Here is a 23,906-nt window from a genome sequence, read left to right on the forward strand (position 1 = left end):
CACACTGAATCGGTGCCGTATTTCACATTCGTTCTGCGCCACGACACGCTTCCGGAGTTTTCCCATGACGGCCCATGCCGACCTTTCGCCGACCCTTCAACTCGCAATCGACCTGATCCGTCGCCCCTCGGTCACACCGATCGATGCCGACTGCCAGAAGCTGATGATGCAGCGCCTGGGTGACGCCGGTTTCAAGCTTGAGCCGATGCGCATTGAAGACGTGGACAACTTCTGGGCCACCCATGGCAAGCACGACGGCCCGGTGCTGTGTTTTGCCGGTCACACCGATGTGGTGCCAACCGGCCCGGTGCAGGCCTGGCAGAATGACCCGTTCGATGCGCTGATCGACGAAGACGGCATGCTCTGCGGCCGTGGCGCGGCAGACATGAAAGGCAGCCTGGCGGCCATGCTCGTGGCCTCCGAGCGCTTCGTCACCGACTACCCGGACCACAAGGGCTCGGTGGCCTTCCTGATCACCAGCGATGAAGAAGGCCCGGCGCACCACGGCACCAAGGCCGTGATCGAACGTCTGGCGGCCCGCAAGGAACGCCTGGACTGGTGCATCGTCGGCGAACCGTCGAGCACCACGCTGGTGGGCGATGTGGTCAAGAACGGCCGTCGTGGTTCCCTCGGCGCTACCCTGACCGTGCGCGGCGTACAAGGTCACGTGGCTTACCCGCACCTGGCGAAGAACCCGATTCACCTGGCGGCTCCGGCCCTGGCCGAATTGGCTGCCGAGCACTGGGATGACGGCAATGCGTTTTTCCCGCCGACCAGCTTTCAGATTTCCAACCTCAACTCCGGCACCGGTGCCACCAACGTGATCCCAGGTGAGCTGAAGGCGGTGTTCAACTTCCGTTTCTCCACCGAATCCACCGTCGAAGGCTTGCAACAACGCGTGGCGGCCATCCTCGACAAGCACGCGCTGGACTGGCATGTGGACTGGGCCTTGTCGGGCCTGCCGTTCCTGACCGAACCGGGTGCCTTGCTGGATGCGGTCTCAGCCAGCATCAAGGCGATTACCGGGCGCGACACCCAGGCGTCCACCAGCGGTGGTACATCGGACGGGCGCTTCATTGCAACGCTCGGCACTCAAGTCGTCGAACTGGGCCCGGTCAACGCGACCATTCACCAGGTCAACGAGCGCATCCTGGCCAGTGACCTCGACGTGCTGACCGAAATCTATTACCAGACCCTGATCAAGTTGCTCGCCTGATGCTCGCCTGCCCCATTTGCAGCGCACCGCTCAACGCGGTGGACAACGGCGTGGCCTGCCCGGCCGGGCACCGCTTCGACCGTGCGCGCCAGGGTTACCTGAACCTGCTACCGGTACAGCACAAGAACAGCCGCGACCCTGGCGACAACCTGGCCATGGTCGAGGCGCGCCGCGACTTCCTCAACGCCGGGCACTATGCGCCGGTCGCCAGGCGCCTGGCCGAGTTGGCCGCCGAACGGGCGCCGCAACGCTGGGTCGACATCGGTTGCGGCGAGGGTTACTACACCGCGCAGATCGCCGAGGCGCTGCCGCATGCCGACGGCTACGCGCTGGATATCTCCAAGGAAGCCGTCAAACGTGCCTGCAAGCGCAACCCGGCGCTGACCTGGTTGATCGCCAGCATGGCTCGCGTGCCGTTGGCGGACGCCAGTTGCCAGTTCCTCGCCAGCGTGTTCAGCCCGCTGGACTGGCAGGAAGCCAAACGCCTGCTCAGCCCTGGCGGCGGCCTGATGAAGGTCGGCCCGACCAGCGGCCACTTGATGGAGCTGCGCGAGCGCCTGTATGACGAAGTGCGCGAGTACACCGACGACAAGCATCTGGCCCTGGTGCCGGACGGCATGCACCTGGCGCACAGCGAAACCCTGACGTTCACCCTGAGCCTGGCCAGGCCCGAAGACCGTGCCAACCTGCTGGCCATGACGCCACACGGCTGGCGCGCCAGCGCCGAGCGCCGCGCACAGGTGATCGAGGCGGCCGAGCCGCTGCAGGTGACGGTGTCAATGCGCTACGATTATTTCGTGCTTCAATAACCGACTTTTTAGTATCCGCGAATGGATTTTTTAAATCCCGCAACGAGGAACATCCATGCGCCAACCTGATATCGAGATTTACCTGAAGGACGCCGACGTCGACCACAAGGCCATTGCCGCCTGGCTGGGCGCCGCCCTGGGCCCATGCACCGACTGGGTCCAGAAAGGTCAGACTTACAAGTGCAAAGCCGGCACTGTACCCGTGACCTGGCTGCCCAAAGCCGTGGGCAAATGGAACAGCCTGTACCTGGAAAGCGACCAGACACCCTGGGACGACGACATTGCCTGCGCCCGCGCAGCCTTTGCCGCGCTGAACGTGGAAGTGCGTTGTGCACCGGGCACCTGGGTTGAGGAAGAAGGTGAGGAAAGCGCCGACACCTGGATTCGCATCAGCGCCGACGGTGAAGAGCAGATCACTTGGAAAACGGCCTGATCCGCCAGTGTGAACCGAATCAAAAAGTGGGAGGGGGCTTGCTCCCGATTGCAGTGGGTCAGTTGCACATTAAGCTGACAGGCCCATCGCTATCGGGAGCAAGCCCCCTCCCACAGTTGTTCAGCGGTGGGCTTAGAGGCCGACCACATCCTCTGCCTGCAAGCCTTTCTCGCCGCTCACGACGGCGTATTCCACCTGCTGGCCTTCAGCCAGGGAGCGGTGGCCTTCACCCCGAATGGCGCGGTAGTGCACAAACACATCCTTGCCATCTTCGCGTTGGATAAAACCATAGCCCTTGGCATCGTTGAACCACTTCACATTGCCGGTTTCGCGCGTTGTCATCTGTTTTTCTCCCACATGCTTTTTATTGTTGAGTGAGCCGCATTGAACTGCCGAGTATATGGCAGGCTCAAAAAGCTTCAACTCAAGTTTATTTAGCCGCTTTTTGCCGATTTTCGGCGAATACGGCACACTACCCGCCCGAGCATCTGCTCGGTTTTTCCCACTTGAAGCAGCACGCCTATGACCCGCTCCCCGTTCCGCCGTCTGGTGTTTGGCACCTTGCGCCGACTGTTGTACCTCTGGGTTCGCTCGGAGACGATCAACCAGTCGTCCCTAACCCTTAACCTCGACCGCAGCCGGCCAGTGTTCTATGTCCTGCAATCGCCTTCTCTCACCGAATTGGCCGTGGTCGATGCCGAATGCACCAAGGCCGGCCTGCCGCGCCCGGTGCTGCCGGTCTCGGTAGGCCCACTGATCGAACCCGCCGCGTTCTTCTACCTCACGCCGGACCCCGACTGGCTCGGCCGCCAGGACAAGCGAGGCGCACCGCCGACCCTGACCCGGCTGGTCGATACCCTGAGCGAACGCGCCGAGGAAGATGCACAAATCATTCCGGTCAGCGTGTTCTGGGGCCAATCGCCCGAGAGCGAGTCCAGCCCGTGGAAGCTGCTGTTTGCCGACAGTTGGGCCGTCACCGGGCGTCTGCGCCGGCTGCTGAGCATCCTGATCCTCGGTCGCAAGACCCGTGTGCAATTCTCTGCGCCAATTAACCTGCGTGAATTGATCGAGCACAATAAAGGTCACGAACGCACCGTACGCATGGCTCAACGCATCCTGCGTGTGCACTTTCGTAACCTGAAGACCGCCGTGATCGGCCCCGATCTGTCCCACCGCCGTAACCTGGTGAAGGGTTTGGTCAATATGCCGCTGGTGCGCCAAGCCATTGCGGAAGAAGCCGAGCGGGAAAAAATAGCCCCGGAAAAAGCCAAGGCACTGGCCCTGCACTATGGCAACGAAATCGCCTCGGACTACACCTACACCGCGATCCGCTTCCTGGAAGTGGTGCTCAGTTGGTTCTGGAACAAAATCTACGATGGCATCAAGGTCAACAACATCGAAGGCGTGCAAAAGGTTGCCCAGGGCTACGAGGTCATCTACGTGCCTTGCCACCGCAGCCATATCGACTATCTGCTGCTGTCGTACCTGCTGTTCAAGAACGGCCTGACCCCGCCGCACATCGCCGCCGGCATCAACCTGAACATGCCGGTGATCGGCAGCCTGCTGCGCCGTGGCGGTGCGTTTTTCATGCGCCGCACCTTCAAGGGCAACCCGCTGTACACCGCCGTGTTCAACGAGTACCTGCATACCTTGTTTACCAAAGGCTTCCCGGTGGAATACTTCGTCGAAGGTGGTCGTTCACGTACGGGGCGCATGCTGCAACCGAAAACCGGGATGCTGGCGATCACCCTGCGCAGTTTCTTGCGTTCATCACGCACGCCGATCGTCTTCGTACCGGTGTACATCGGCTACGAACGTGTGCTCGAAGGCCGTACTTACCTGGGCGAACTGCGTGGGGCGAGCAAGAAAAAAGAGTCGATCTTCGATATTTTCAAAGTCGTCGGCGCGCTCAAGCAGCGTTTCGGCCAGGTCGCGGTCAACTTCGGCGAGCCGATCAAATTGGCCGAGTTCCTCGACGGCGAGCAACCGGACTGGCGCGCCCAGGAACTGGGCCCGAACTACAAACCGGCATGGCTCAATGAAACCACGCACCGCCTAGGTGAACAGGTGGCGCGCCACTTGAACGAAGCTGCGGCGGTGAATCCGGTGAACCTGGTGGCCCTGGCACTGCTGTCCACCACGCGCCTGGCCCTGGATGAACAGGCCATGGCGCGCCAACTGGACCTGTACCTGGCGTTGCTGCGCAGCGTGCCCTACTCGCCCCACACCACCCTGCCCGAGGGCAACGGCCTGGCATTGATCAAGCACGTCAAGGACATGGCCCTGTTGTCGGAGCAGAGCGACGCCCTGGGCAAGATCCTGTATCTGGACGAACAGAACGCCGTCCTGATGACCTACTACCGCAATAACGTGCTGCACATCTTCGCCCTGCCGGCATTGCTGGCCAGCTTCTTCCAGAGCAGCTCGCGGATGAGCCGCGAACAGATCCTGCGCTACACCCGCGCGCTCTATCCGTACCTGCAATCGGAGCTGTTTATCCGCTGGTCACTGGAAGAGCTGGACGCCGTCGTCGATCAATGGCTGCTAGCGTTTGTGGAACAGGGCCTGCTGCGCTTCGAGAACGCCGTCTACCTGCGCCCGGCCCCGAGTTCACGGCACTTTGTGCTGCTGACACTGCTGTCCAAAAGCATTGCCCAGACCCTGCAGCGCTTCTACATGGCCATCTCGCTGCTGCTCAACAGCGGCCAGAACAGCATCAGCGCCGAAGAACTGGAAGACCTGTGCACGATCATGGCCCAGCGCCTGTCGATCCTGCATGGCCTGAACGCTCCGGAATTCTTCGACAAAAGCCTTTTCCGACATTTCATCCAGACATTGCTGGAGCAAGATGTGCTGCGCCGTGATGAGGCAGGCAAGTTGAGTTACCACGACCTGCTCGGTGAGTTGGCCGAAGGCGCGGCGAAACGCGTGCTGCCGGCAGACATTCGCCTGTCGATCCGGCAAGTGGCCCTGCATCGGGTTGACGGCGCGGCCGAGGCATCCGTCGACACGCCAGAAACCCGCTAGATTGAATCAGGCGCCGGGCGGTTTCCGGCGCCGTTGAAAAAGGAGCTGCACCATGAAAAAAATCATCCTCCTGGGCCTCACCGCCCTGCTCGGAGCCTGCCAGTCCATGACCCCAGCCCCCAAGGCCAGCCTCGACGGCGAAGTGTTCTACCTGCAACGCATTGCCTTGCCGCCTGCGGCCACCTTGAGCGTGAGCCTGCAAGACGTGTCCCTGATGGACGCCCCGGCCGTGACGCTCGCCGAACAGAAAGGCCCGGTCAAAGGCCAGGTCCCGCTGCCCTTTCACCTGAGCTACGACCCTGCGCAAGTCAAGCCGGGCCACAGTTACTCGGTCAGCGCTCGCATCGAACTGGAGGGCAAGCTACTGTTTGTCACCACCGAGCGGCACGCCGTACAGCTCGACGGCCAGGCTCAACCACCGCTGCGCCTGCGTGTTGATGCCGTCGCCCACTGATTCACGAACTCAAGGAAGCGCCCATGCTCCGTAACTCCCTTCGCCTTACCGCCCTGTGTGCCGGCCTGCTGCTCGGTGCCAACGCCATGGCCCTGGACCTTGGCAGCCTGTCCCAGGGCGACGCCAACGGCGGCCTCAAGGACGCACTGACCCAGGGTGCACAGATCGCCGTGAAACAACTGGGCGTACCCGGTGGTTTCAGCAACAACCCTGAAGTCAGGATCGGCCTGCCCGGCAAGCTCGGCAAAGTCGCCGATAAGCTGAAGATGTTCGGCATGGGTGATCAGGTCACGCAACTGGAAACCAGCATGAACAAGGCGGCAGAAACCGCCGTGACCCAGGCGCAGCCGATCCTGGTCAATGCGGTGAAGAACATGAGCGTGACCGACGCCAAAGGCATCCTCACCGGCGGCCAGGATTCGGCGACTCAGTACCTGAACAAAAGCAGCCGTGACCAGATCCGTGCCAAGTTCCTGCCGATCGTCAAGGCCGCCACCGACAAGGTGGGCGTGGCCCAACAGTACAACGCCCTGGCCGGCAAGGCCGCGGCCTTCGGCGCGCTCGATGCCAAGAATGCCAACGTTGAAAACTACGTGACCGAGCAGGCGCTGGACGGGCTGTTCAAGATGATTGCGCAGCAGGAAGAAACCATCCGCAAGAACCCGGCGGCAGCAGCCACCAGTTTGGCGAAGAAGGTGTTCGGCGCGCTGTAACGTCCCCCTGGCTGCGCCCAGGCCCTGTCATTGGCCAGGGCGTAGCTGTTTAAAGCAAACGGTTTAATGAATGACCGAATCAGCCAACCGTCCCATCATCAGCGTGGCGAAGCAGCCGATAGCGACTGAAGTTGCGCGATTGATCTTCAACGGTGTCAGCCAGGTTTTTTGAATCCCTTCGAAACGACTGCCTAACGCGATCCAGGCAAAGCCCACGGGTATCACCACCAGCGCGAATGAGCCCATGAACGCGATATACCCCGGCAGCGTGGCGAATGCACTGGCCGGGGCGATAAACGAAACAATCAACAGCCCTTTGGGGTTCATTACGGTAAGCCAGAAGAAATACAGTCCGGAGAAACGGTCACGCCTCTGATCGACGGCACTGTTCTTGTGCTGCCACAACGTGAAGGACAGTTTGAGCAGGTAACAGACTGCAGCCAACTGCGTAGCTTTCACGGCCCACGGCGACCACGCCGATAGATAGATCAACGCCACACCCCAGAGCGAGATCTGAAGCAGATAAGCCAGGCACTCGATAAGGGCCATGCGCCACGAAGCAACAAATCCGAACAACATTCCCGCACGCATTAACAGGGTGTTCGTCGGCCCTGGCACAACCAATAGCAGCACCAGCACGCAAACGGTTGCAAACATGAAGGTTATCCTCTGCTGGGCATGAGCAATGACTTTGCGGCGCCGGCACAATCACGACAGAGTGAACGACCACGCAACGGTCGCCACCATCAAAATCGCGAAGCTTACGTTAAGTCGTCGGTTCCAAATCGGATGAATGAACAACTTGCGCATCCGACTGCCTGCAAACAACCATAAAAAATCGAACACCACACACACCAACAGGCAGATCAGCGCTTTCACCCCCTGCTCCCAGGCGGGCGGCGTGCCCAAGGTGAAACTGCCAAGTAACGCCGCAAACGCTGCATAAGCTTTGATGTTCGCCACCCCTAACACAAACCCGGCGCCCCAGCCCGGCGTAACCAAGGATTGCTCATCCTTGATGGGAGGGGCGGTGCCAATGCGGTAAGCCAGCCAAAAAATATAAACAACGGAGATCACTGTCAGTGCCGCGGCCAATGCTGGGAAGCTGTGCAAGACCACGTACAGCCCCGTGGCGACCAGTGTCATGGCAATTATCAGCCCCAAAGTGATCCCGGCGAAAAACCCTGTCGAGCGCTTCATGCCATAGGCCGCACCGCTCGCCGCCAGCGCCAAGGTTGCCGGGCCTGGACTGGCGAGCAAGGCGATGGCGGCGATGGCAAAAGTGAGTGTCGCCTGGTAAATGGAAAGCACGGCGTCGGGCATACAAGCCTCCTCTACAACAGTGTTCGCGACGACTTAGCGAGGCAGCCCATTTTCATGGCAGTAATAGACAGTCCGATGGTTTTTCATGAAGTCGATCACGCCATTGGCGATCGCCATCGGGTCTTCTTTGTGCAACAACACCTTGGCTATCTGCTCGGCAATCCAAGCCATCTCCGGCTCTTTCATACCCAGCCGAGTGACCTCGACGGTACCGAGCCGGATACCCGTTTCCTTATAGGGGTCCGTGTCCCAGGGCAACGGCATTTCATTGGCAATGATGTTGGCCGCCTCCAAACGCTGTACCGCCTCGCGACCACAGGTATTGGGCTTTGAATCGATTACGATCTGATGGGTGCGGGTGTACCCCTGTTCTCGATAAAAGACAGTCACCCCCCTGCGTTCCAATTGAATAGCCAGCGCTTGTGCGTTGCTGACCACCTGCTTCATATAAATTTGCCCGTACTCCAGCATTTCGGTGGCGGCGACAGCGAGCGCCGCCACGCGGTTAATCTGATGGCTGCCGGTCAGTGTGGGAAAAATGGTGTCATGCAGCGCCGAGGTCAATGTTGCGTCGTTCCATACAACCACCCCGCCCTGAGGGCCGCTGAAGGTCTTCCCGGAAGATCCCGTCATCAGGTCAGCCCCCTCCGCCAACGGATCTTGGAACAATCCGGCACTGATCAAACCCAATTGATGGGCAGCGTCGAAATAGACTTTGCCCCCCCAAGGCGAAACGATGCCCTTGATGTCGGCCACCGGCAGCGGAAACAGGGTCAGCGTCATGCCCAACCCAATCACCGCCGGCTTCAGTGTTCGGGCGACCTCACTGAAACGCGTAAGATCGATGTCTGCGGTTTTGTGCACAAAGGGAATGTCCCAGACCTTGAGCCCACGCACACCAGGCGGGCCGTTGGTGCGATTGCTGGTGTCACCGCCCCTGATCACCGGCACAGTCATGACATTGTCTTCGGGGCGGGCCAGAGCCGTGTAGGCTGCAAGCACTGCTGCCATACCGCCCATCAGTCGATGGTCGGCATGCTGGGCGCGCAGCGTGATTTTCAACAATTCAACACAGAGCGATTCCAACTCGTCGATATTTTTCATGCCTGAAAAAAAACGGTTGTCCCGCCCGATATGCCCACCCGATGCGCGCGTGCCGACTTCACTGGACAGCAGCGCGCGCACGGAAGGGCTGGTAGGGGACTCGGCGGCCACGAGATTGATACATTGCTGTGCCCGCCACCGCTCATTACGAATGACTGCCGCCCTGACCAGGTCAGCCATGGCTGCGTGTGATTGCGCCTGCTTGAGCAACGTACTGGCGCGCTGGAGACACTGAATATCATGCATGATCATCCTCCCGCGGGTTAACGTACCTAAGTCAGACTTTTGGCAGCCTCGGCATGCTGGTTTTCCCACCAGCGATCATTACCGTGCAAACCTCGAGAAAGATCTTTTTCAGCGGCCCATGTCATGTTGAGAATGATCCGGGTGGCGTCTTGATTGAGGGGAATGGTTCGGTGCAGAGTGGTGTCCGTACGCAGGAAATAGATATCGCCCGTCTCAAAGCCGTAGGTTGCAATGGGGTTACTGCACAGCAACTCGTGAATCCTGGGATTGGTTTTATCCCATGAGGTGTGCGGCACGCATTGCAGCATGCCGCCTTTGGCGATGGGCGGCGTTTCGATGATCCAGATCAGTGCAAAACTGTAATCCCCCCAATGCCAACCGTGGGTGTCACCTTTTCGCTCCTGCTTGGTGATCAGGTACTCCTCGTCTTTGGAAACCGACGCCACAATCCGTGTATCTGCAATCTTGGCCAATGTGCCGAGTAGTACATCGGACTTTGATAGCGTATTGATCAGTGGACTGTTTTCAGCGATGAATTCGCTGCGTACCACACTCATGAAACGCGGCGTATTATCGGTGGTGGCCAAATGTAAATCTCGACGTTCCAATTGGCGATCAATCAGGCTGTGTACTTCACGGATAATCTTTCCGCGCAAATCATTATCGACAACGTCCCGCAACTTTATAAACCCATTGCGGAAAAATTCATGACGCAGTGAAAAAAGCCTCTCTTCAGGAAAGTTATTATCAAGATGTTCTTGCAAACAGGCCCCATCAAGTACGTAGTTTATTTCAATCCCTCGACAAATAGATCAAGTTGAAATTACGACACAGTACTGCATATGACTGCAGGCAGAACGATAGAGAGGGAAATTCGAAAAATCCATTCTTTTTTCATGGATCTGTGGTATGTAATATTTTTGCGCTATTTCATCAATGTTCGTAAGGTCCATCTAATGAAAAGGCTTACAAAAACCGATCACAAACTCGACCCGATTGACCGTGCGCTGATTACTGCTTTGCACCAGAATGCCCGCGCATCGATCCGCGCACTCGGCCGCCAGGTGGGATTGTCCGCTCCAGGTTGCAGTGAACGCCTGAAGCGTCTGGAAGTTGCGGGGGTCATCAGCAGCTTCAGCGTAGAGTTGGACGCCCAAGCATTGGGGTTTGCCTTACAAGCACTTGTGCGGGTGAAACCGCTGACAGGAAAGTTCCAGGAAGTTGAACAGTTACTTTCACAGATGGTGGAATGTGTTGTGTGCTATAAAATCACCGGCGAAGACAGTTTTGTCTGCCATCTCTACACAGACTCTGTCAGTCACCTCGACCAGACGTTGCAAAAAATAACACCACTGGCAGACACCAATACGTCGATTATAAAAACCGTCGAAAAGAAATTACCTGCATTTTAAGTAACGCGGTGGGAGACATTCAGGCTTTAACAGCAGCTATCGGATTTCAGGCTTTTCCCACACCCTTCATCCTCATCTGAAAAAGCCTTCACGTCATTCCATTATTAATTATCGGACGTCCTTTTTCACACGGAACCAAGCCGCGTAAAGGGCCGGCAGAAACAACAGTGTCAACGCCGTCGCCACTATCAACCCGCCCATGATCGCCACGGCCATTGGCCCGAAGAACACGCTGCGCGATAGCGGGATCATCGCCAGGACTGCCGCCAGCGCAGTCAGTACAATCGGTCGGAAGCGTCGCACGGTAGCTTCGATGATCGCCTGCCACGGCGCGAGACCCGCCTTGATGTCCTGTTCGATCTGGTCCACCAGGATCACCGAGTTACGCATGATCATCCCCGACAGGGCGATGGTGCCCAGCATGGCCACGAAGCCGAAGGGCTGGCGGAATACCAGCAGGAACAGCGTCACGCCGATCAAGCCCAGTGGCGCCGTCAGAAACACCATGGCGGTGCGTGAGAAACTGCGCAGCTGCAACATCAGCAAGGTCAGCACCACTACGATGAACAACGGCACGCCGGCCTTCACCGAGTTCTGGCCACGGGCGGAGTCTTCAACGGTGCCGCCCACTTCGAGCAGGTAACCATCCGGCAGTTCGGCACGCACACCCTCAAGGGTCGGCAGGATTTGCTGGACCAGGGTCGCAGGTTGTTCCTTGCCATAGATGTCGGCACGGATGGTCACGGTCGGCAGGCGGTTGCGGTGCCAGATGACGCCCTCTTCAAAGCCATATTCAAGGGTGGCGATCTGCGACAATGCTACGCTTTTGCCGTTGTCGGTCGGCACCGCCAGGCTGGGCAGCAACGACAGTTCGGTGCGTTCATGCACGGTGCCGCGCAGGAGGATTTCGATCAACTCGTTGTCCTCACGGTACTGGCTGACGGTGGAACCAGTCAGCGAACTCTGCAGGAACTTCGACAAGTTGGCGGTGCTGACACCGAGCGCACGGGCGCGGTCCTGATCGATGTTGAGGTAGACGATCTTGCTTGGCTCTTCCCAGTCCAGGTGCACATTGACCACGTGGGTGTTTTCGCGAACCTTGGCGGCGACTTTGCGCGCCAGGGCACGCACTTCTTCGATGTGCTCGCCCGTCACGCGAAACTGGACCGGGTACCCCACGGGCGGGCCGTTCTCCAGGCGTGTGACCCGCGAACGCAGCTCGGGGAATTGTTCGTTGAGGGTTTCGATCAGCCAGGTGCGCAGGGTTTCACGTTCTTCGATGGTATTGGCCAACACCACAAATTGCGCAAAGCTGGCCGCCGGCAATTGCTGGTCCAGCGGCAGGTAGAAACGCGGCGAACCGGTGCCGATATAGGCCACATAGTTGTCGATGCCGGCGTGGCCCTTGAGCAAGGCTTCCAGGCGTTTGACCTGGTCGGCCGTGTTGCTCAGGGACGCGCCTTCGGCCAGTTTCAAGTCGACCATCAGCTCCAGGCGCCCCGAAGCCGGAAAGAACTGCTGCGGCACGAAGCGGAACAACGCAACCGAGCCGATAAACAGCAGCAAGGTCAGGACGATCACGGTTTTGCGCCTACGCACACACCACTCAACCAGACCTCTTACGCGTTGGTAGAAGGGTGTGCCGTAGGGATCAGGGCCATCGGCGCCGTGTTTGGCTGCGTGAATCTTTGCCAGGTCCGGCAGGAGCTTTTCCCCCAGGTACGGCACAAACACCACGGCGGCGACCCATGACGCCAACAGTGCGATGGTCACCACCTGGAAGATCGAGCGGGTGTATTCGCCAGTACTCGATTGCGCAGTGGCAATCGGCAGGAAGCCCGCCGCCGTGATCAACGTGCCCGTAAGCATCGGAAACGCCGTGCTGGTCCAGGCAAAGCTCGCCGCCTTGAGCCGGTCGTAGCCCTGCTCCATTTTGATCGCCATCATTTCCACGGCGATGATCGCGTCGTCCACCAGCAAGCCCAGCGCCAGTACCAGAGCGCCAAGGGAGATCTTGTGCAGGCCGATGCCGAGGTAATACATGGTGGCAAAGGTCATCGCCAACACCAGCGGAATCGCCAGGGCCACCACCATGCCGGTACGCAGACCAAGGGAGAAAAAGCTCACCAGCAATACAATGGCCAATGCCTCGGCCAACACTTGGACGAATTCGCCGACGCTGGTTTTCACCGCCGCCGGCTGGTCCGACACCTTGCGCAGTTCCATACCTGCGGGAAGGTTCTTCTGCAGGCGCGCGAACTCCCCTTCGAGGGCCTTGCCCAGTACCAGAATGTCGCCGCCGTCACGCATGGCCACGGCCAGGCCGATCGCGTCGGCGCCCATGTAGCGCATACGCGGCGCCGGTGGATCGTTGAAGCCGCGGTGGATGTCGGCCACGTCACCAATACGGAAGGTACGGTCACCGACGCGAATCGGGAAGTTGCGAATCTCCTCCACGGTCTTGAAGTTGCCTGACACTCGCAGCTGTACGCGCTCGGTCGGGGTTTCAAAGAAGCCCGCCGTGGAGACCGCATTCTGCTCCTGCAAGGCTTGCTGCACTGCCGCCAAGGGCAGGCCGAGGGTGGCGAGCTTGAGGTTGGACAGCTCGATCCAGATTTTCTCGTCCTGCAGGCCCAGCAGCTCGACCTTGCCCACATCCGGCACGCGTTGCAGTTGAATCTGGATACGGTCGGCGTAGTCCTTGAGCACGGCATAGTCGAAGCCGTCGCCGGTCAGCGCGTAGATGTTGCCGAAAGTAGTGCCGAATTCATCGTTGAAAAACGGCCCCTGGATATCCGGCGGCAACGTCTGGCGAATGTCGCTGATCTTCTTGCGCACCTGATACCACAACTCCGGAATCTGCGCGGAGTGCATCGAGTCGCGGGCCATAAAGGTGACCTGGGACTCGCCGGGGCGCGAGAACGAGACAATGCGCTCATAGTCGCCGGTCTCCATCAGTTTTTTCTCGATGCGCTCGGTGACCTGCCGCGAAACCTCCTGGGCCGTGGCCCCGGGCCAGTTGGTCTTGATCACCATGGCCTTGAAGGTAAACGGCGGGTCTTCGCTTTGCCCCAGCTTGGTGTAGGACAGGGTGCCGACCACCGCCAGCAGGATCATCAGGAACAGTACGATCTGGCGATTACGCAACGCCCATTCGGAAAGATTGAAACCCATCGGGGACTACTCCTTGGTCGCCAGATTCACAACGCGGTTGGAGCGGTCCACCGGGCGCACTTGCTGGCCCTCATGAAGGACATGCACGCCCGCCGCAATCACCCAATCGGTGGGCGCCAGGCCTTCCAGCACCGGTACGGTTTTTTCGCCGAAGGCACCGATGCGCACCGGAGTACGCTTAAGGGTGTTGTCGGGTTGCACGCGCCAGACGTAGGAGGCGCCATTCTCTGCACTGAGGGCCGACAACGGCACCGACAGCGCGACCGCGCCCTCGGCCTGGATGAAAACGCGAGCGCTCTGGCCCAATTCGGCCGGGACTTTGCCGCCGGTGAAGGCAACACGGGCGGCGAAGGTCCGCGACTTGGGGTCTGCAGCGGGGGACAGTTCACGGATGTGCCCGGTGAAGCGTTGGTCCGGCTGGCTCCACAATTCGACCGACACCGGCTGACCGATCTTGAACCGGCCAAAGCCTTGTTCAGGCAGGCTGATCAACACTTCGCGCTCGCCATCGGTGGCCAGGGTGAACACGGTCTGGCCGGCTGACACCACTTGCCCGACTTCCACTGCACGCTTGGCGACCACACCGTCCTGCGGCGCGCGCAACACGGCGTAACCGGCCTGGTTACTGGACACGTCGAACTCGGCCTTGATCTGCTTGAGGCGCGCCTCACCGGATCGGTAGAGGTTTTCGGCATTGTCGTACTGTGAGCGGCTGACCATCTGACGATCCATCAGGGTCTTGTAGCGATCACGCTCGGCACGCACCAGGCTCAGGTTGGCCTCGGCGGCGGCCACCTGGGCGCGGGTGGCTTCCAGTTGCAGGCGCACGTCCTGGGGGTCGAGTTCGGCCAGGGGTTGATTGGCCTTGACCCGCTCACCCTCCTCCACCAGGCGTTTGCTGACTTTACCGCCGATGCGAAAGGCCAGGTCCGGCTCGTAACGGGCACGCACTTCACCCGGATAACTTTCCATCGCCTGTGCGGATGGCTGTGGTTGCACCACCATGGCCGGGCGGATGGTGGTTTGGGCCGCTTCCTCATGGCCGCAGGCGGCCAACAGGAAGGCCAGGCTGGCAGGCAACGCAAGGGGCAGGAAAGTGCTGCGCATGCTGAAGGACCTTTCGCAAATGAAGCTAGGAATAATTATACTGGCCAGTATGTTATTAATACCAAACTCGCCAGTCCAGTATTAAAGGTGAAAATGTCCGACAATCCTGTGAACACCAATAGCCCCGGGCGTCCCAAGGACATGGCAAAACGCCAGGCAATCCTCGAAGCAGCGAAAACCCTGTTTCTGAGCAATGGCTACACCAGTACCAGCATGGATGCCGTGGCCCTTGAGGCCGGCGTGTCAAAATTGACCGTGTATAGCCATTTCACCGACAAAGAAACCCTGTTCACCGCTGCCGTGGTGGCCACGTGCGAAGAACAGTTACCGGTGATGTATTTCGAGCTCCCCAAAGGTGTGCCCGTGGAGACCGTGCTGCTGAACATCGCACGGGGCTTTCATCGGCTGATCAACAGCGCAGAATCGGTGAACCTGCACCGCCTGATGATGACCACCGGCAATCAGGACGTGAAACTCTCACAGATCTTCTTCGAAGCCGGCCCCATGCGCATGCTCCAGGGGATGGAGCGCCTGCTCGGCAAGATCGACCAGAGCGGCGCCCTGAGCATCGATAAGCCGTTTACGGCAGCCGAACATTTCTTCTGCCTGCTCAAGGGCACGGCGAACTTCTGTTTGCTATACGGCTGCGGCGGACAACTGAGCGAGGAAGCCGCCGAAGCCCATGTGCAGGAAGTGGTGGGGTTGTTTATGCGGGCTTATCGGGCCTGAGCCCGGGTGTTATCCGGGTGGCCTCATCGGGGGGCAGTCCCCCTCCCACATTTGATTTGTGAATACACTCAAGTGTGGGAGGGGGCTTGCTCCCGATGAGGCCCTCAAGGCCAATGAAGAGTCAGGGCTTGAGCGCTTTCTTCGGGTAAATATCATACCGGCTGGACTTGCCATCCAACGCATGGCTCGGCTTGGGCCCCTCAATACACGGCGCCTTGCGTGGGCGCTTGACCACCACACGGTGGCTGGCCAGGGCCAGTGCGGCCGCGAGCAACGCCGGCGCGTCCGGATCATCGCCCACCAAGGGGCGGAACAGGCGCATTTCTTTCTTTACCAGGGCAGTTTTCTCACGGTGGGGGAACATCGGGTCCAGGTAGATCACCTGGGGTGGCTCGCCTTGCCAATTGAGCATCACGTCGATGGAGTTGCCCTTGAGCAACTGCATGCGCGCCACGATCGGCGCCACCTCGAAATCATCCGCGCCACGTGCCAGGCCATCTTCGAGCAAAGCGCCGATCAGCGGTTGACGCTCGATCAGGCTCATCTCGCAGCCCAGGCTCGCCAGTACGAACGCATCCTTGCCCAGCCCGGCCGTGGCATCCAGCACACGCGGGCGCACGCCCTGGGCGATGCCCACGGCCTTGGCGATCATCTGCCCACTGCCACCGCCATATAAGCGCCGGTGCGCCGCGCCGCCTTCGACAAAATCCACACGCACCGGCCCCGGTGCGTCGGGCCCAAGCTGTTGCAGTTGCAGTCCCTGTTCCCCGACCTGCAGGGAAAAGTCCGCCTCCTCCAGCTGCAACGGCAGCCCAAGCTGCTCAGCCCATTGCTCGGCACGCGCCTGGAAACCTTCGGCCAAGGCCTCGACCCGAATGCGGCTGGCCGCTGGTTGTTCGCTCATCAATCGCTACGCTCAAAAATATTAAGGATCGGCCAACACTGGCCGATAAAACCAACAGTCAGGTATTTTGCCAGAGCTGAGCGTCGACCGAGAAAAATGTCAGACATTCTTCCCCTAACCATCGGTGTACTGCCGACCCACAACCATTACGGCCTGCGCAATACTCAAGCGCTGGCCGGGGTGAGTCATGTGTGGCAGGACTTCTTCGCCCGCGCGTTGGCCGAACAGCTTGGTGATTCACCGAACGCGCTGGCCATCAAGGCGCCTGCAACCCTGGACCCTGCGGTAGAACCCAGCGAAGGCGCCGATCTGTTGGCGCAGATCCTCACCCAGCGTGAATGCGAAGTAAAAGACACCGAAATCGCCCCACCTGAGCCGCTGTTCCTGCCGATCGCCGAATTCGAAACCGAGTTGCTGCCGCCCCCCGCCACGCCCTTTGCGCCAGAAGAAATTGTCGCCCAGCAGCGCCAACAGAATTTCGACAGCGGCTGGGTTCGCCCGCTCGTGCTGAACGCCGGCCAACCACTGCCTGAACCTGGCCCCGCACCGCAACCGCGCCCACTGCACCTGCCGATTGCCGAGTTCGAACTGGACCTGCTGCCACCGCCAGCCACGCCGTACCCACCGCAAGAGCTGGAGGCGCAACAGAAGGCGCTGGACTTCGATTACCACTGGGCGCGCCCACTGATCCTCAACAACCTGCGCCTGGCCGCCTGATTCAACGCTTGAAAAACCCATTGGCCTGGCTGAACGGCATCTTGCGTTCGGTGAACTCGAACGTGCCCGCCCCATACACTTCCTGCGCCGCCCGGTAGAACTCGCCATAGGCCGCCAGGGCCAAAGCCGAACCGACGCTGATACGCCGCACTCCCATCTCGCTCAACTGCGCCACGCTCAATTTCAAGCCACCGGACATCAACACATTCACCGGCTTGGGCGCGACCGCCTTGACCACTGCCAACACCTCTTGGGCTGTGCGCAACGCCGGGGCATACAACACATCGGCGCCGGCTTCGGCGTAGGCTTGCAGGCGGCGAATGGTGTCAGGCAGATCCAGGCGCCCGTGCAGGAGGTTTTCTGCGCGAGCCGTCAGCGTGAAGGCATAGGGCAAGCTGCGCGCAGCCGCGGCAGCCGCCTCAACACGCTCAACCGATAAATCGAATGGGTAGATCGGGTCGGCCGCGATGCCGGTGGCGTCTTCGATAGAGCCACCGACGATGCCAGTGGCCGCCGCCCGCAAAATGGTTTGGGCGCAGCCTTCGGGGGTGTCGCTGAAGCCGTTTTCGAGGTCGGCCGCCACCGGCAGGGAAGTCGCCCGGACAATCATTGAAGCATTGCCAAGGGTGTCTTCCAGCGATAGCGCGCCCTCGGCATCCGGCCGTCCCAGGCTGAACGCAAACCCGGCACTGGTCGTGGCCAAGGCTTCAAAACCCAGGCTGGCAAGCATGATGGCGGAACCGGCGTCCCACGGATTGGGCATGACGAAGGCGCGATCACGTTCATGCAGGGCCTTGAAGGTATCGGCGCGCAGGGCTTGTGCGTCCATGGCTCACTCCTGTCGGAAAAAGGAGCCTTAGAGTAACCCCAGTTGCTCCGCTGCGGGTTCTCGATGCAAGGTCGGCAAAGGCGGCATGCCTGGCAGGCGCACCATCAATTTGGCGTGAAAACGCAGTGCCAGTTGCGCGGCCAGGCGATTATCCGACGTGTGCAGAAACACGTAGGGCGTGCGTCCTTCCTCGATCCAGCCGGCGACCTTTTCCAGCCAAGGGACCAGGAACGGGTCATTGGCCTCCAGTTCCGGATGGCCGATAAACCGCACTTGAGGAAACTGGGTGAGCGCCGCCGGGCGCGGTGGCACCTTGGGCTTTTTCGATTGGGCATGCAGCACCGCGGCCGAGGTGGAGGTGCAACTGAACAGGGCGCGGGGATCCAGGCAGATACGCTCGACACCACGGTCACGCAACAAACGGTTGAGCATCCGCTCGGCATCACCCTTGGCGAAGAATTCCGGATGACGCACTTCCACCGCCAGCGGGCGCTCCAGGCCATCAATAAAGCCGGCCAACTCACCCAGGCGCTGTGGCGAAAAGGTCGCCGGCAGTTGCAGCCACAACGGTGAAATGCGCTCGCCCAACGAGCTCATCAAGCCGACAAAGCTTTCCGCCGCCGGCAATTGCTCACGCAAGTCACCACCGTGGCTGATATCGCCGGGGAACTTGGCGGTGAAGCGAAAATCCGCAGGCATGATTTCAGCCCAGCGTTGCACCGTGGCGGCCGAGGGGCGGGCATAAAATGTGGTGTTGCCTTCAACGGCGTTGAAAACCTGGGAGTACAGCGCGAGGTAATCGCCGGAACGCGCATCGGCCGGGTACAGGTACTCGCGCCAGGCATTTTCGCTCCAGGAAGGGCAACCGATGTAGTAAGGCAGGCGCATCAGATGTGGATATCGAGACCCAGCACTTCCATATCCCATTCGACAAAGCCGGCGGTGGTCAAGTAGCTGGCCAGGGCGGTGGCGACGCTTTTGCTCATGGAGCGCGGGAAGACCATGTCTTGCTGGCGGGCAGGCAGACCGCCGATACGCGAGCCTGTGGAACCCTGGGCGTTGGAGGGCGAGTCGGACTGTAACTCAATGAAGTCCGGCGAATCTTCAACGGACTCGTCTACCGTCACGCTCGCCTTACGTGGCTTGCGCTTGATGGGGTAGGACTGTGAGGAAAATCCGTCTATACGCATACATGCAGACTCGGAATCGATGATGGCAATTTAGCGGCACTTTCCATGGCGCGCAAATGCTCTGGTGCTAACTAGAACACATAATTTGTAAAAGGTTTAGAAACCCGCGCAAATTCTGACGATTGGCGAAATTTGTCGGCCAAATCCCGCCTTTTTGACGTCAAATAATCCCGCGTTCGGCCTTGGTCTGCGCCACTTTATCGCGAAGATAAACCGGTGCCGCCTGATCGGCCGGGATCGCTTCGCCGCGCTCGAAAGCGAAACGCGCCAGGGTCAGCAAGTCTTGTGCATGGGGCAACATATCGGCGGCCTGGCCGGCGGTCTTCACGCCCAGACGCTCACCGTAACCCCAGCCGGTGCCGGCACCGAACCAATCGCCTTGGGCATCATCGGGCAATACGGACGCCTCTGGTGCCTGAACCACTTCACTCCCCACCAGACGCATTTCCCCGGCGGTTTCGCGATAGCATCCCCAATACACTTCATCCATGCGCGCATCAATGGCCGCCGCGACCTGGGTCGCACCGTGCTCACGCAGCGCGCGCTGGGCCAGCACCGCGAGATTGGAAACCGGTAACACCGGGCGCTCCAACGCAAACGCCAGGCCCTGTACCACGCCGATGGCAATACGCACGCCAGTGAATGCACCAGGGCCACGGCCGAAGGCGATGGCATCCACGGCAGCAAGCGTGGTGCCCGCCTCCTCAAGCAGTTGCTTGATCATCGGCAACAGCTTCTGCGCATGCAGGCGCGGGATCACCTCGTAGTGGCTCGTTACCTTGCCATCGTGCAGCAAGGCGACGGAGCAAGCTTCAGTCGCGGTGTCCAAGGCCAGCAGGGTGCTCATCGGTGTGGGTGTCCAAGTCGAAAAAAAGTGCGCCAGTATAAACAACAACGGCCCGCAAGCGGGCCGTTGTAGATGAAGCTGATCAATGAATCAGCTCAGAGCCTGCAGCACCTTGGCGGTGATGGCTTCTACCGAACCGACGCCAGGGATGTGGCTGTACTTCGGCTTGCCCTGTGCAGCGGACAGCTTCTGGTAGAAATCCACCAGCGGTTTGGTCTGGGAATGGTAGACCGAGAGACGATGGCGCACGGTTTCTTCCGTATCGTCCTTGCGCTGCACCAGGTCTTCGCCGGTGACATCGTCCTTGCCTTCAACCTTGGGCGGGTTGTAGACGGTGTGGTACACGCGACCCGAGGCTTCGTGAACGCGACGACCGGCGATACGTTGCACGATCTCTTCGTCCTCGACGGCGATTTCAACCACCGCGTCCAGCTCTACGCCGGCCTTCACCAAGGCTTCAGCCTGGGGAATGGTGCGCGGGAAGCCGTCGAACAGAAAACCGTTCTTGCAATCTTCCTGGCTGATGCGTTCCTTGACCAGGTTGATGATCAGGTCATCGGAGACCAGGCCGCCGCTGTCCATCACGCTCTTGGCGATCAGGCCCAGCTCGGTGCCGGCCTTGACGGCAGCACGCAGCATGTCGCCGGTGGAGATTTGTGGAATGCCGAACTTCTCAGTGATGAACTTCGCCTGAGTACCTTTACCGGCCCCGGGAGCTCCCAGCAGAATGACGCGCATCGATGTGCTCCTCAATTTTTTATAGAGATGGTGCCCGGATTCGCCGCGTAGGGGCAAATCTCGTAGAAATATGAAGCTTGAATATGTGGGTCCAGGCCGAATCAAACGGCCAAAGGCTGATCAAGATACACAGCGGGCCGTCACCATACAAGCCGCCAAAAGTCGCAGGAACCCGCGCCGGACATGCGTCATAGGTAGGGTATGCCTGAGTGCAACCCGCCGGCACAAACGCCGACCGCCCCTTTCCGGGCGGCCGTCGTGGTTCATCTGCAAGCCGTTGAGAACACTTGGAAAACTTCAGCCGGTATTGCGCAAGCCGGCGGCAATACCGGCCACGGACACCAGCAGCGCCTGTTCCAGAGGGCTGTCTTGCTCGGCTTCCTGTTGACGCGAGCGTGCCAGCAACTCGGCCTGCAGCAGGTGCAGAGGGTCGAGGTAGGTGTTACGCAGACGGATGAACTCCAGGGTGTCCGGGCTATGGGCCAGCAGTTGCGACTGACCGGTCAGGCCAAGTACCACGCTGCATGCCTGCGACAATAGGTCGCGTAAGTGCGCACCCAGCGGCAACAGGTCAGGCTGCACCAAACGCTCGTCATACAGGCGGGCAATGTCGGCATCGGCCTTGGCCAGCACCATTTCCAGCATGTCGATGCGCGTGCGGAAGAACGGCCACTGTTCGCGCATCTGCCCCAGCAACTCACCTTCGCCGCGTTCCAGCGCCTTGCTCAAGGCGGCCTCCCAGCCCAGCCAGGCCGGCAACATCAGGCGGGTCTGGGTCCAGCCGAAGATCCACGGAATGGCGCGCAGGCTTTCAATGCCCCCCGCACGCCGTTTGGCCGGGCGACTGCCCAGTGGCAGACGCCCCAGCTCCTGCTCCGGCGTGGATTGGCGGAAGTACTCGACGAACTGCGGATTTTCCCGCACTACGGCGCGGTAGGCGCTGACACCGTCGGCGGCCAGTTCGTCCATCAAATCACGCCAGGCAGGCTCGGGTGGCGGCGGAGGCAGCAGGGTGGCTTCCAGTACGGCCGCCAGGTAAAGGTTGAGGTTTTGCTCGGCAATGTCGGGCAGGCCGAACTTGAAGCGGATCATTTCGCCTTGTTCAGTGGTGCGAAAGCGCCCCGCCACCGAACCCGGCGGCTGCGACAGAATCGCCTCGTGAGCCGGGCCGCCGCCACGGCCGACGGTGCCGCCGCGACCATGGAACAACAGAAGTTCCACCTGTTGCTCGCGGCAGATATCCACCAGGCGTTCCTGCGCCCGGTACTGCGCCCAGGCAGCGGCTGTGGTGCCCGCGTCCTTGGCCGAGTCCGAGTAGCCGATCATCACTTCCTGCGGCCCTTGCAGGCGCGCCCTGTAGCCCGGCAACTGCAACAGCGTTGCCATCACCGGCCCGGCGTTATCCAGGTCGGCCAGGGTCTCAAACAGCGGCACCACACGCATCGGGCGTTGAACGCCCGACTCCTTGAGCAGCAACTGCACCGCCAGCACATCCGACGCGGCGCCCGCCATGGAGATGACATAGGAGCCCAGCGACGCCGCCGGGGCGGCAGCGATTTCCTTGCACGTATTCAACACCTCAGCGGTCTCCGCAGAGGGTTTGAAGTAGCCCGGCAACAAGGGCCGGCGATTGGCCAACTCCTTCATCAGGAAGGCGATACGGGCCTCTTCGTCCCAGTCCTCATAACGACCCAGGCCAAGGTAATCGGTGATTTCGGTCATGGCCGCCGAATGGCGACTGGAATCCTGACGCACATCGAGACGCACCAGGAACAAGCCGAATGTCACCGCACGGCGCAGGCAATCGAGCAGCGGTCCATCGGCGATCACGCCCATGCCGCACTCATGCAGCGACTGGTAGCACAGCTCCAACGGCTCCAGCAGCTCGCGGTTGTTTTGCAGCACTTCGGCGGTGGCCGGCGTGGCGGCCGTCAACGCGGTGTGCGCCCATTGGCGCGTGGCGCGCAGCCGTTCACGCAGTTGCTTGAGCAAGGCGCGATAGGGTTCGACGCTGTCACCGACCCTGGCTTGCAATGCCGGGCTGGCTTGTTGCATCGACAGCTCCGAGGCCAGGTGATCGACATCACGCAGATACAGATCGGCCGCCATCCAGCGTGCCAGCAGCAGCACTTCACGGGTGACCGGTGCGGTGACGTTGGGGTTACCGTCGCGATCCCCGCCCATCCACGAGGCAAAACGAATCGGCGCCGCCTCCAGGGGCAGATGCAATCCGGTAGCGGCGAATAACGCCTTGTCGGCCTTGCGCAGATAATTGGGAATGGCGTGCCACAACGAATGTTCGATCACCGCAAAGCCCCATTTGGCCTCATCCACCGGGGTGGGTCGTACGCGGCGGATTTCTTCGGTGTGCCAGGCTTCAGCGATCAGCCGTTGCAGGCGCTCGCGGATCTGCTCGCGCTCGGCCGTGGTGAGATCACGGTGATCCTGCAGGGCCAGTTGCGCGGCAATCGCATCGTACTTCTGGATCAGGGTACGACGGGCGACTTCGGTGGGGTGGGCCGTGAGCACCAGTTCGATCTCCAGCCGCGCCAATTGGCGGGCCAGGGACTCGTTGCTGTGACCTTCGCGTTGCAGGCGGGCCAGCAATTGCGGGAGCACCCGGGACTCGAAGGGTGCCGGCTGCGACTCATCGCGTCGATGAATCAGCTGGTACTGCTCGGCGATGTTGGCCAGGTTAAGGAACTGGTTGAAGGCTCGCGCTACAGGCAGCAGTTCATTTTCCTGCAACTGGTTCAGGCTGGCGCTCAATTCATCGCCAGCCCCTCGCCGGTCAGCCTTGGCGCCTTTGCGGATCTGCTCGATCTTGTCGAGAAAATCATCACCGTACTGCTCTCGAATGGTGTTGCCCAACAGCTCACCCAGCAGGTGAACATCCTCGCGCAAGCGTGCATCGATATCACTCATCAGCCAATC

At 60.4% G+C, this 23,906-nt stretch carries 23 protein-coding genes; 9 read left to right on the forward strand and 14 right to left on the reverse strand.

The window, feature by feature from the left end; translation table 11 throughout:
• Window positions 1–64 precede the first annotated feature (64 nt).
• The 3 genes from dapE to MJP36_RS23850 are packed head-to-tail and all read left to right on the forward strand — an operon-like array spanning window position 65 to window position 2,458.
• Window positions 65–1,216, forward strand: coding sequence for a succinyl-diaminopimelate desuccinylase (gene dapE / locus MJP36_RS23840; RefSeq protein ID WP_161549860.1), 1,152 nt, complete (start codon window positions 65–67; stop codon window positions 1,214–1,216).
• Window positions 1,216–2,025 (forward strand): putative RNA methyltransferase, encoded by an 810-nt coding sequence (locus tag MJP36_RS23845; RefSeq protein WP_060754026.1) that lies wholly within the window; start codon window positions 1,216–1,218, stop codon window positions 2,023–2,025. Before dapE ends, MJP36_RS23845 begins: the two co-directional genes overlap by 1 nt.
• Window positions 2,026–2,080: 55 nt before the next feature.
• The gene (locus MJP36_RS23850) at window positions 2,081–2,458 is read left to right on the forward strand and encodes a hypothetical protein (protein WP_060754025.1); all 378 of its coding nucleotides are present in this window, start codon (window positions 2,081–2,083) and stop codon (window positions 2,456–2,458) included.
• 132 nt (window positions 2,459–2,590) lie between these two features.
• On the opposite strand, the gene MJP36_RS23855 is transcribed toward MJP36_RS23850, so the two are convergent.
• Complete coding sequence (locus MJP36_RS23855; RefSeq protein ID WP_017844724.1) at window positions 2,591–2,800, reverse strand: cold-shock protein; 210 nt, start codon at window positions 2,798–2,800, stop codon at window positions 2,591–2,593.
• A 180-nt stretch (window positions 2,801–2,980) separates the two neighbouring features.
• Between MJP36_RS23855 and plsB the strand changes: the two genes are divergently transcribed.
• The 3 genes from plsB to MJP36_RS23870 are packed head-to-tail and all read left to right on the forward strand — an operon-like array spanning window position 2,981 to window position 6,652.
• Window positions 2,981–5,485, forward strand: coding sequence for a glycerol-3-phosphate 1-O-acyltransferase PlsB (gene plsB / locus MJP36_RS23860; RefSeq protein WP_244384117.1), 2,505 nt, complete (start codon window positions 2,981–2,983; stop codon window positions 5,483–5,485).
• A gap of 52 nt (window positions 5,486–5,537) precedes the next feature.
• On the forward strand, window positions 5,538–5,939 hold the full coding sequence (locus MJP36_RS23865; RefSeq protein WP_161549862.1) for a YbaY family lipoprotein: 402 nt from the start codon (window positions 5,538–5,540) through the stop codon (window positions 5,937–5,939).
• A gap of 23 nt (window positions 5,940–5,962) precedes the next feature.
• Window positions 5,963–6,652, forward strand: a complete 690-nt coding sequence (locus MJP36_RS23870) for a DUF4197 domain-containing protein (protein ID WP_090366411.1) — start codon at window positions 5,963–5,965, stop codon at window positions 6,650–6,652.
• A 63-nt stretch (window positions 6,653–6,715) separates the two neighbouring features.
• Here MJP36_RS23870 and MJP36_RS23875 read toward each other — a convergent pair whose 3' ends face one another.
• The 4 genes from MJP36_RS23875 to MJP36_RS23890 are packed head-to-tail and all read right to left on the reverse strand — an operon-like array spanning window position 6,716 to window position 10,089.
• Window positions 6,716–7,309, reverse strand: coding sequence for a LysE family translocator (locus MJP36_RS23875; RefSeq protein WP_244384119.1), 594 nt, complete (start codon window positions 7,307–7,309; stop codon window positions 6,716–6,718).
• Between the two features lie 51 nt (window positions 7,310–7,360).
• Window positions 7,361–7,975, reverse strand: coding sequence for a LysE family translocator (locus MJP36_RS23880; protein WP_244384121.1), 615 nt, complete (start codon window positions 7,973–7,975; stop codon window positions 7,361–7,363).
• Window positions 7,976–8,008: 33 nt separating this feature from the next.
• A complete protein-coding gene (locus MJP36_RS23885) occupies window positions 8,009–9,325 on the reverse strand; it encodes a serine hydroxymethyltransferase (protein ID WP_244384123.1) in 1,317 nt (438 codons plus the stop codon).
• A gap of 26 nt (window positions 9,326–9,351) precedes the next feature.
• Complete coding sequence (locus MJP36_RS23890) at window positions 9,352–10,089, reverse strand: HalD/BesD family halogenase (protein WP_244384125.1); 738 nt, start codon at window positions 10,087–10,089, stop codon at window positions 9,352–9,354.
• A 78-nt stretch (window positions 10,090–10,167) separates the two neighbouring features.
• On the opposite strand from MJP36_RS23890, the gene MJP36_RS23895 reads away from it, so the two are divergent.
• Window positions 10,168–10,737, forward strand: coding sequence for an Lrp/AsnC family transcriptional regulator (locus MJP36_RS23895; RefSeq protein WP_244384127.1), 570 nt, complete (start codon window positions 10,168–10,170; stop codon window positions 10,735–10,737).
• A 108-nt stretch (window positions 10,738–10,845) separates the two neighbouring features.
• Here the strand turns inward: MJP36_RS23895 and MJP36_RS23900 are convergent, their stop codons facing one another.
• Together MJP36_RS23900 and MJP36_RS23905 are read right to left on the reverse strand one after the other, a co-directional pair.
• Window positions 10,846–13,911, reverse strand: a complete 3,066-nt coding sequence (locus MJP36_RS23900; RefSeq protein WP_244384128.1) for an efflux RND transporter permease subunit — start codon at window positions 13,909–13,911, stop codon at window positions 10,846–10,848.
• A gap of 6 nt (window positions 13,912–13,917) precedes the next feature.
• Window positions 13,918–15,018, reverse strand: coding sequence for an efflux RND transporter periplasmic adaptor subunit (locus tag MJP36_RS23905; RefSeq protein WP_060754020.1), 1,101 nt, complete (start codon window positions 15,016–15,018; stop codon window positions 13,918–13,920).
• Between the two features lie 93 nt (window positions 15,019–15,111).
• Here MJP36_RS23905 and MJP36_RS23910 point away from each other — a divergent pair, with 93 nt between their 5' ends.
• Window positions 15,112–15,747: a TetR/AcrR family transcriptional regulator gene (locus MJP36_RS23910; protein ID WP_060754019.1), complete on the forward strand. Its 636-nt coding sequence runs from the start codon at window positions 15,112–15,114 to the stop codon at window positions 15,745–15,747.
• 121 nt (window positions 15,748–15,868) lie between these two features.
• On the opposite strand, the gene MJP36_RS23915 is transcribed toward MJP36_RS23910, so the two are convergent.
• Window positions 15,869–16,651, reverse strand: a complete 783-nt coding sequence (locus tag MJP36_RS23915; RefSeq protein ID WP_244384129.1) for a class I SAM-dependent methyltransferase — start codon at window positions 16,649–16,651, stop codon at window positions 15,869–15,871.
• Between the two features lie 96 nt (window positions 16,652–16,747).
• Between MJP36_RS23915 and MJP36_RS23920 the strand changes: the two genes are divergently transcribed.
• Window positions 16,748–17,368, forward strand: coding sequence for an energy transducer TonB (locus MJP36_RS23920; RefSeq protein WP_244384130.1), 621 nt, complete (start codon window positions 16,748–16,750; stop codon window positions 17,366–17,368).
• Window position 17,369: 1 nt separating this feature from the next.
• Here the strand turns inward: MJP36_RS23920 and MJP36_RS23925 are convergent, their stop codons facing one another.
• The 6 genes from MJP36_RS23925 to ppc all read right to left on the reverse strand — a co-directional run bounded on the left by MJP36_RS23925 (window position 17,370) and on the right by ppc (window position 23,897).
• Window positions 17,370–18,197 (reverse strand): isocitrate lyase/PEP mutase family protein, encoded by an 828-nt coding sequence (locus MJP36_RS23925; RefSeq protein ID WP_244384132.1) that lies wholly within the window; start codon window positions 18,195–18,197, stop codon window positions 17,370–17,372.
• Between the two features lie 27 nt (window positions 18,198–18,224).
• Window positions 18,225–19,085, reverse strand: coding sequence for a DUF72 domain-containing protein (locus MJP36_RS23930; protein ID WP_244384133.1), 861 nt, complete (start codon window positions 19,083–19,085; stop codon window positions 18,225–18,227).
• On the reverse strand, window positions 19,085–19,387 hold the full coding sequence (locus MJP36_RS23935) for a hypothetical protein (RefSeq protein WP_060754014.1): 303 nt from the start codon (window positions 19,385–19,387) through the stop codon (window positions 19,085–19,087). Before MJP36_RS23935 ends, MJP36_RS23930 begins: the two co-directional genes overlap by 1 nt.
• 160 nt (window positions 19,388–19,547) lie before the next feature.
• Window positions 19,548–20,234 (reverse strand): tRNA (adenosine(37)-N6)-threonylcarbamoyltransferase complex dimerization subunit type 1 TsaB, encoded by a 687-nt coding sequence (tsaB, locus tag MJP36_RS23940; protein ID WP_104995692.1) that lies wholly within the window; start codon window positions 20,232–20,234, stop codon window positions 19,548–19,550.
• Window positions 20,235–20,324: 90 nt separating this feature from the next.
• Window positions 20,325–20,972 carry an adenylate kinase gene (adk, locus tag MJP36_RS23945; protein ID WP_010212617.1) on the reverse strand — a complete coding sequence of 216 codons (648 nt, stop codon included), beginning with the start codon at window positions 20,970–20,972 and terminating at the stop codon, window positions 20,325–20,327.
• A 297-nt stretch (window positions 20,973–21,269) separates the two neighbouring features.
• Window positions 21,270–23,897 carry a phosphoenolpyruvate carboxylase gene (gene ppc, locus MJP36_RS23950; protein WP_244384134.1) on the reverse strand — a complete coding sequence of 876 codons (2,628 nt, stop codon included), beginning with the start codon at window positions 23,895–23,897 and terminating at the stop codon, window positions 21,270–21,272.
• Window positions 23,898–23,906 lie beyond the last annotated feature (9 nt).

The sequence above is a fragment of the Pseudomonas palleroniana genome, from assembly GCF_022836895.1.
GTDB lineage: Bacteria > Pseudomonadota > Gammaproteobacteria > Pseudomonadales > Pseudomonadaceae > Aquipseudomonas > Aquipseudomonas palleroniana.

What these genes read in the sequence shown, in the direction of transcription:
- MJP36_RS23900 (WP_244384128.1), bottom strand. Translation starts at nt 13,911, where the DNA reads ATGGGTTTCAATCTTTCCGAATGGGCGTTGCGTAATCGCCAGATCGTA.
- dapE (WP_161549860.1), top strand. Translation starts at nt 65, where the DNA reads ATGACGGCCCATGCCGACCTTTCGCCGACCCTTCAACTCGCAATCGAC.
- MJP36_RS23850 (WP_060754025.1), top strand. Translation starts at nt 2,081, where the DNA reads ATGCGCCAACCTGATATCGAGATTTACCTGAAGGACGCCGACGTCGAC.
- MJP36_RS23925 (WP_244384132.1), bottom strand. Translation starts at nt 18,197, where the DNA reads ATGGACGCACAAGCCCTGCGCGCCGATACCTTCAAGGCCCTGCATGAA.
- MJP36_RS23870 (WP_090366411.1), top strand. Translation starts at nt 5,963, where the DNA reads ATGCTCCGTAACTCCCTTCGCCTTACCGCCCTGTGTGCCGGCCTGCTG.
- MJP36_RS23910 (WP_060754019.1), top strand. Translation starts at nt 15,112, where the DNA reads ATGTCCGACAATCCTGTGAACACCAATAGCCCCGGGCGTCCCAAGGAC.
- MJP36_RS23845 (WP_060754026.1), top strand. Translation starts at nt 1,216, where the DNA reads ATGCTCGCCTGCCCCATTTGCAGCGCACCGCTCAACGCGGTGGACAAC.
- tsaB (WP_104995692.1), bottom strand. Translation starts at nt 20,234, where the DNA reads ATGAGCACCCTGCTGGCCTTGGACACCGCGACTGAAGCTTGCTCCGTC.
- MJP36_RS23885 (WP_244384123.1), bottom strand. Translation starts at nt 9,325, where the DNA reads ATGCATGATATTCAGTGTCTCCAGCGCGCCAGTACGTTGCTCAAGCAG.
- MJP36_RS23935 (WP_060754014.1), bottom strand. Translation starts at nt 19,387, where the DNA reads ATGCGTATAGACGGATTTTCCTCACAGTCCTACCCCATCAAGCGCAAG.
- MJP36_RS23880 (WP_244384121.1), bottom strand. Translation starts at nt 7,975, where the DNA reads ATGCCCGACGCCGTGCTTTCCATTTACCAGGCGACACTCACTTTTGCC.
- MJP36_RS23875 (WP_244384119.1), bottom strand. Translation starts at nt 7,309, where the DNA reads ATGTTTGCAACCGTTTGCGTGCTGGTGCTGCTATTGGTTGTGCCAGGG.
- MJP36_RS23915 (WP_244384129.1), bottom strand. Translation starts at nt 16,651, where the DNA reads ATGAGCGAACAACCAGCGGCCAGCCGCATTCGGGTCGAGGCCTTGGCC.
- MJP36_RS23865 (WP_161549862.1), top strand. Translation starts at nt 5,538, where the DNA reads ATGAAAAAAATCATCCTCCTGGGCCTCACCGCCCTGCTCGGAGCCTGC.
- adk (WP_010212617.1), bottom strand. Translation starts at nt 20,972, where the DNA reads ATGCGCGTCATTCTGCTGGGAGCTCCCGGGGCCGGTAAAGGTACTCAG.
- MJP36_RS23895 (WP_244384127.1), top strand. Translation starts at nt 10,168, where the DNA reads ATGACTGCAGGCAGAACGATAGAGAGGGAAATTCGAAAAATCCATTCT.
- MJP36_RS23855 (WP_017844724.1), bottom strand. Translation starts at nt 2,800, where the DNA reads ATGACAACGCGCGAAACCGGCAATGTGAAGTGGTTCAACGATGCCAAG.
- MJP36_RS23905 (WP_060754020.1), bottom strand. Translation starts at nt 15,018, where the DNA reads ATGCGCAGCACTTTCCTGCCCCTTGCGTTGCCTGCCAGCCTGGCCTTC.
- plsB (WP_244384117.1), top strand. Translation starts at nt 2,981, where the DNA reads ATGACCCGCTCCCCGTTCCGCCGTCTGGTGTTTGGCACCTTGCGCCGA.
- ppc (WP_244384134.1), bottom strand. Translation starts at nt 23,897, where the DNA reads ATGAGTGATATCGATGCACGCTTGCGCGAGGATGTTCACCTGCTGGGT.
- MJP36_RS23930 (WP_244384133.1), bottom strand. Translation starts at nt 19,085, where the DNA reads ATGCGCCTGCCTTACTACATCGGTTGCCCTTCCTGGAGCGAAAATGCC.
- MJP36_RS23920 (WP_244384130.1), top strand. Translation starts at nt 16,748, where the DNA reads ATGTCAGACATTCTTCCCCTAACCATCGGTGTACTGCCGACCCACAAC.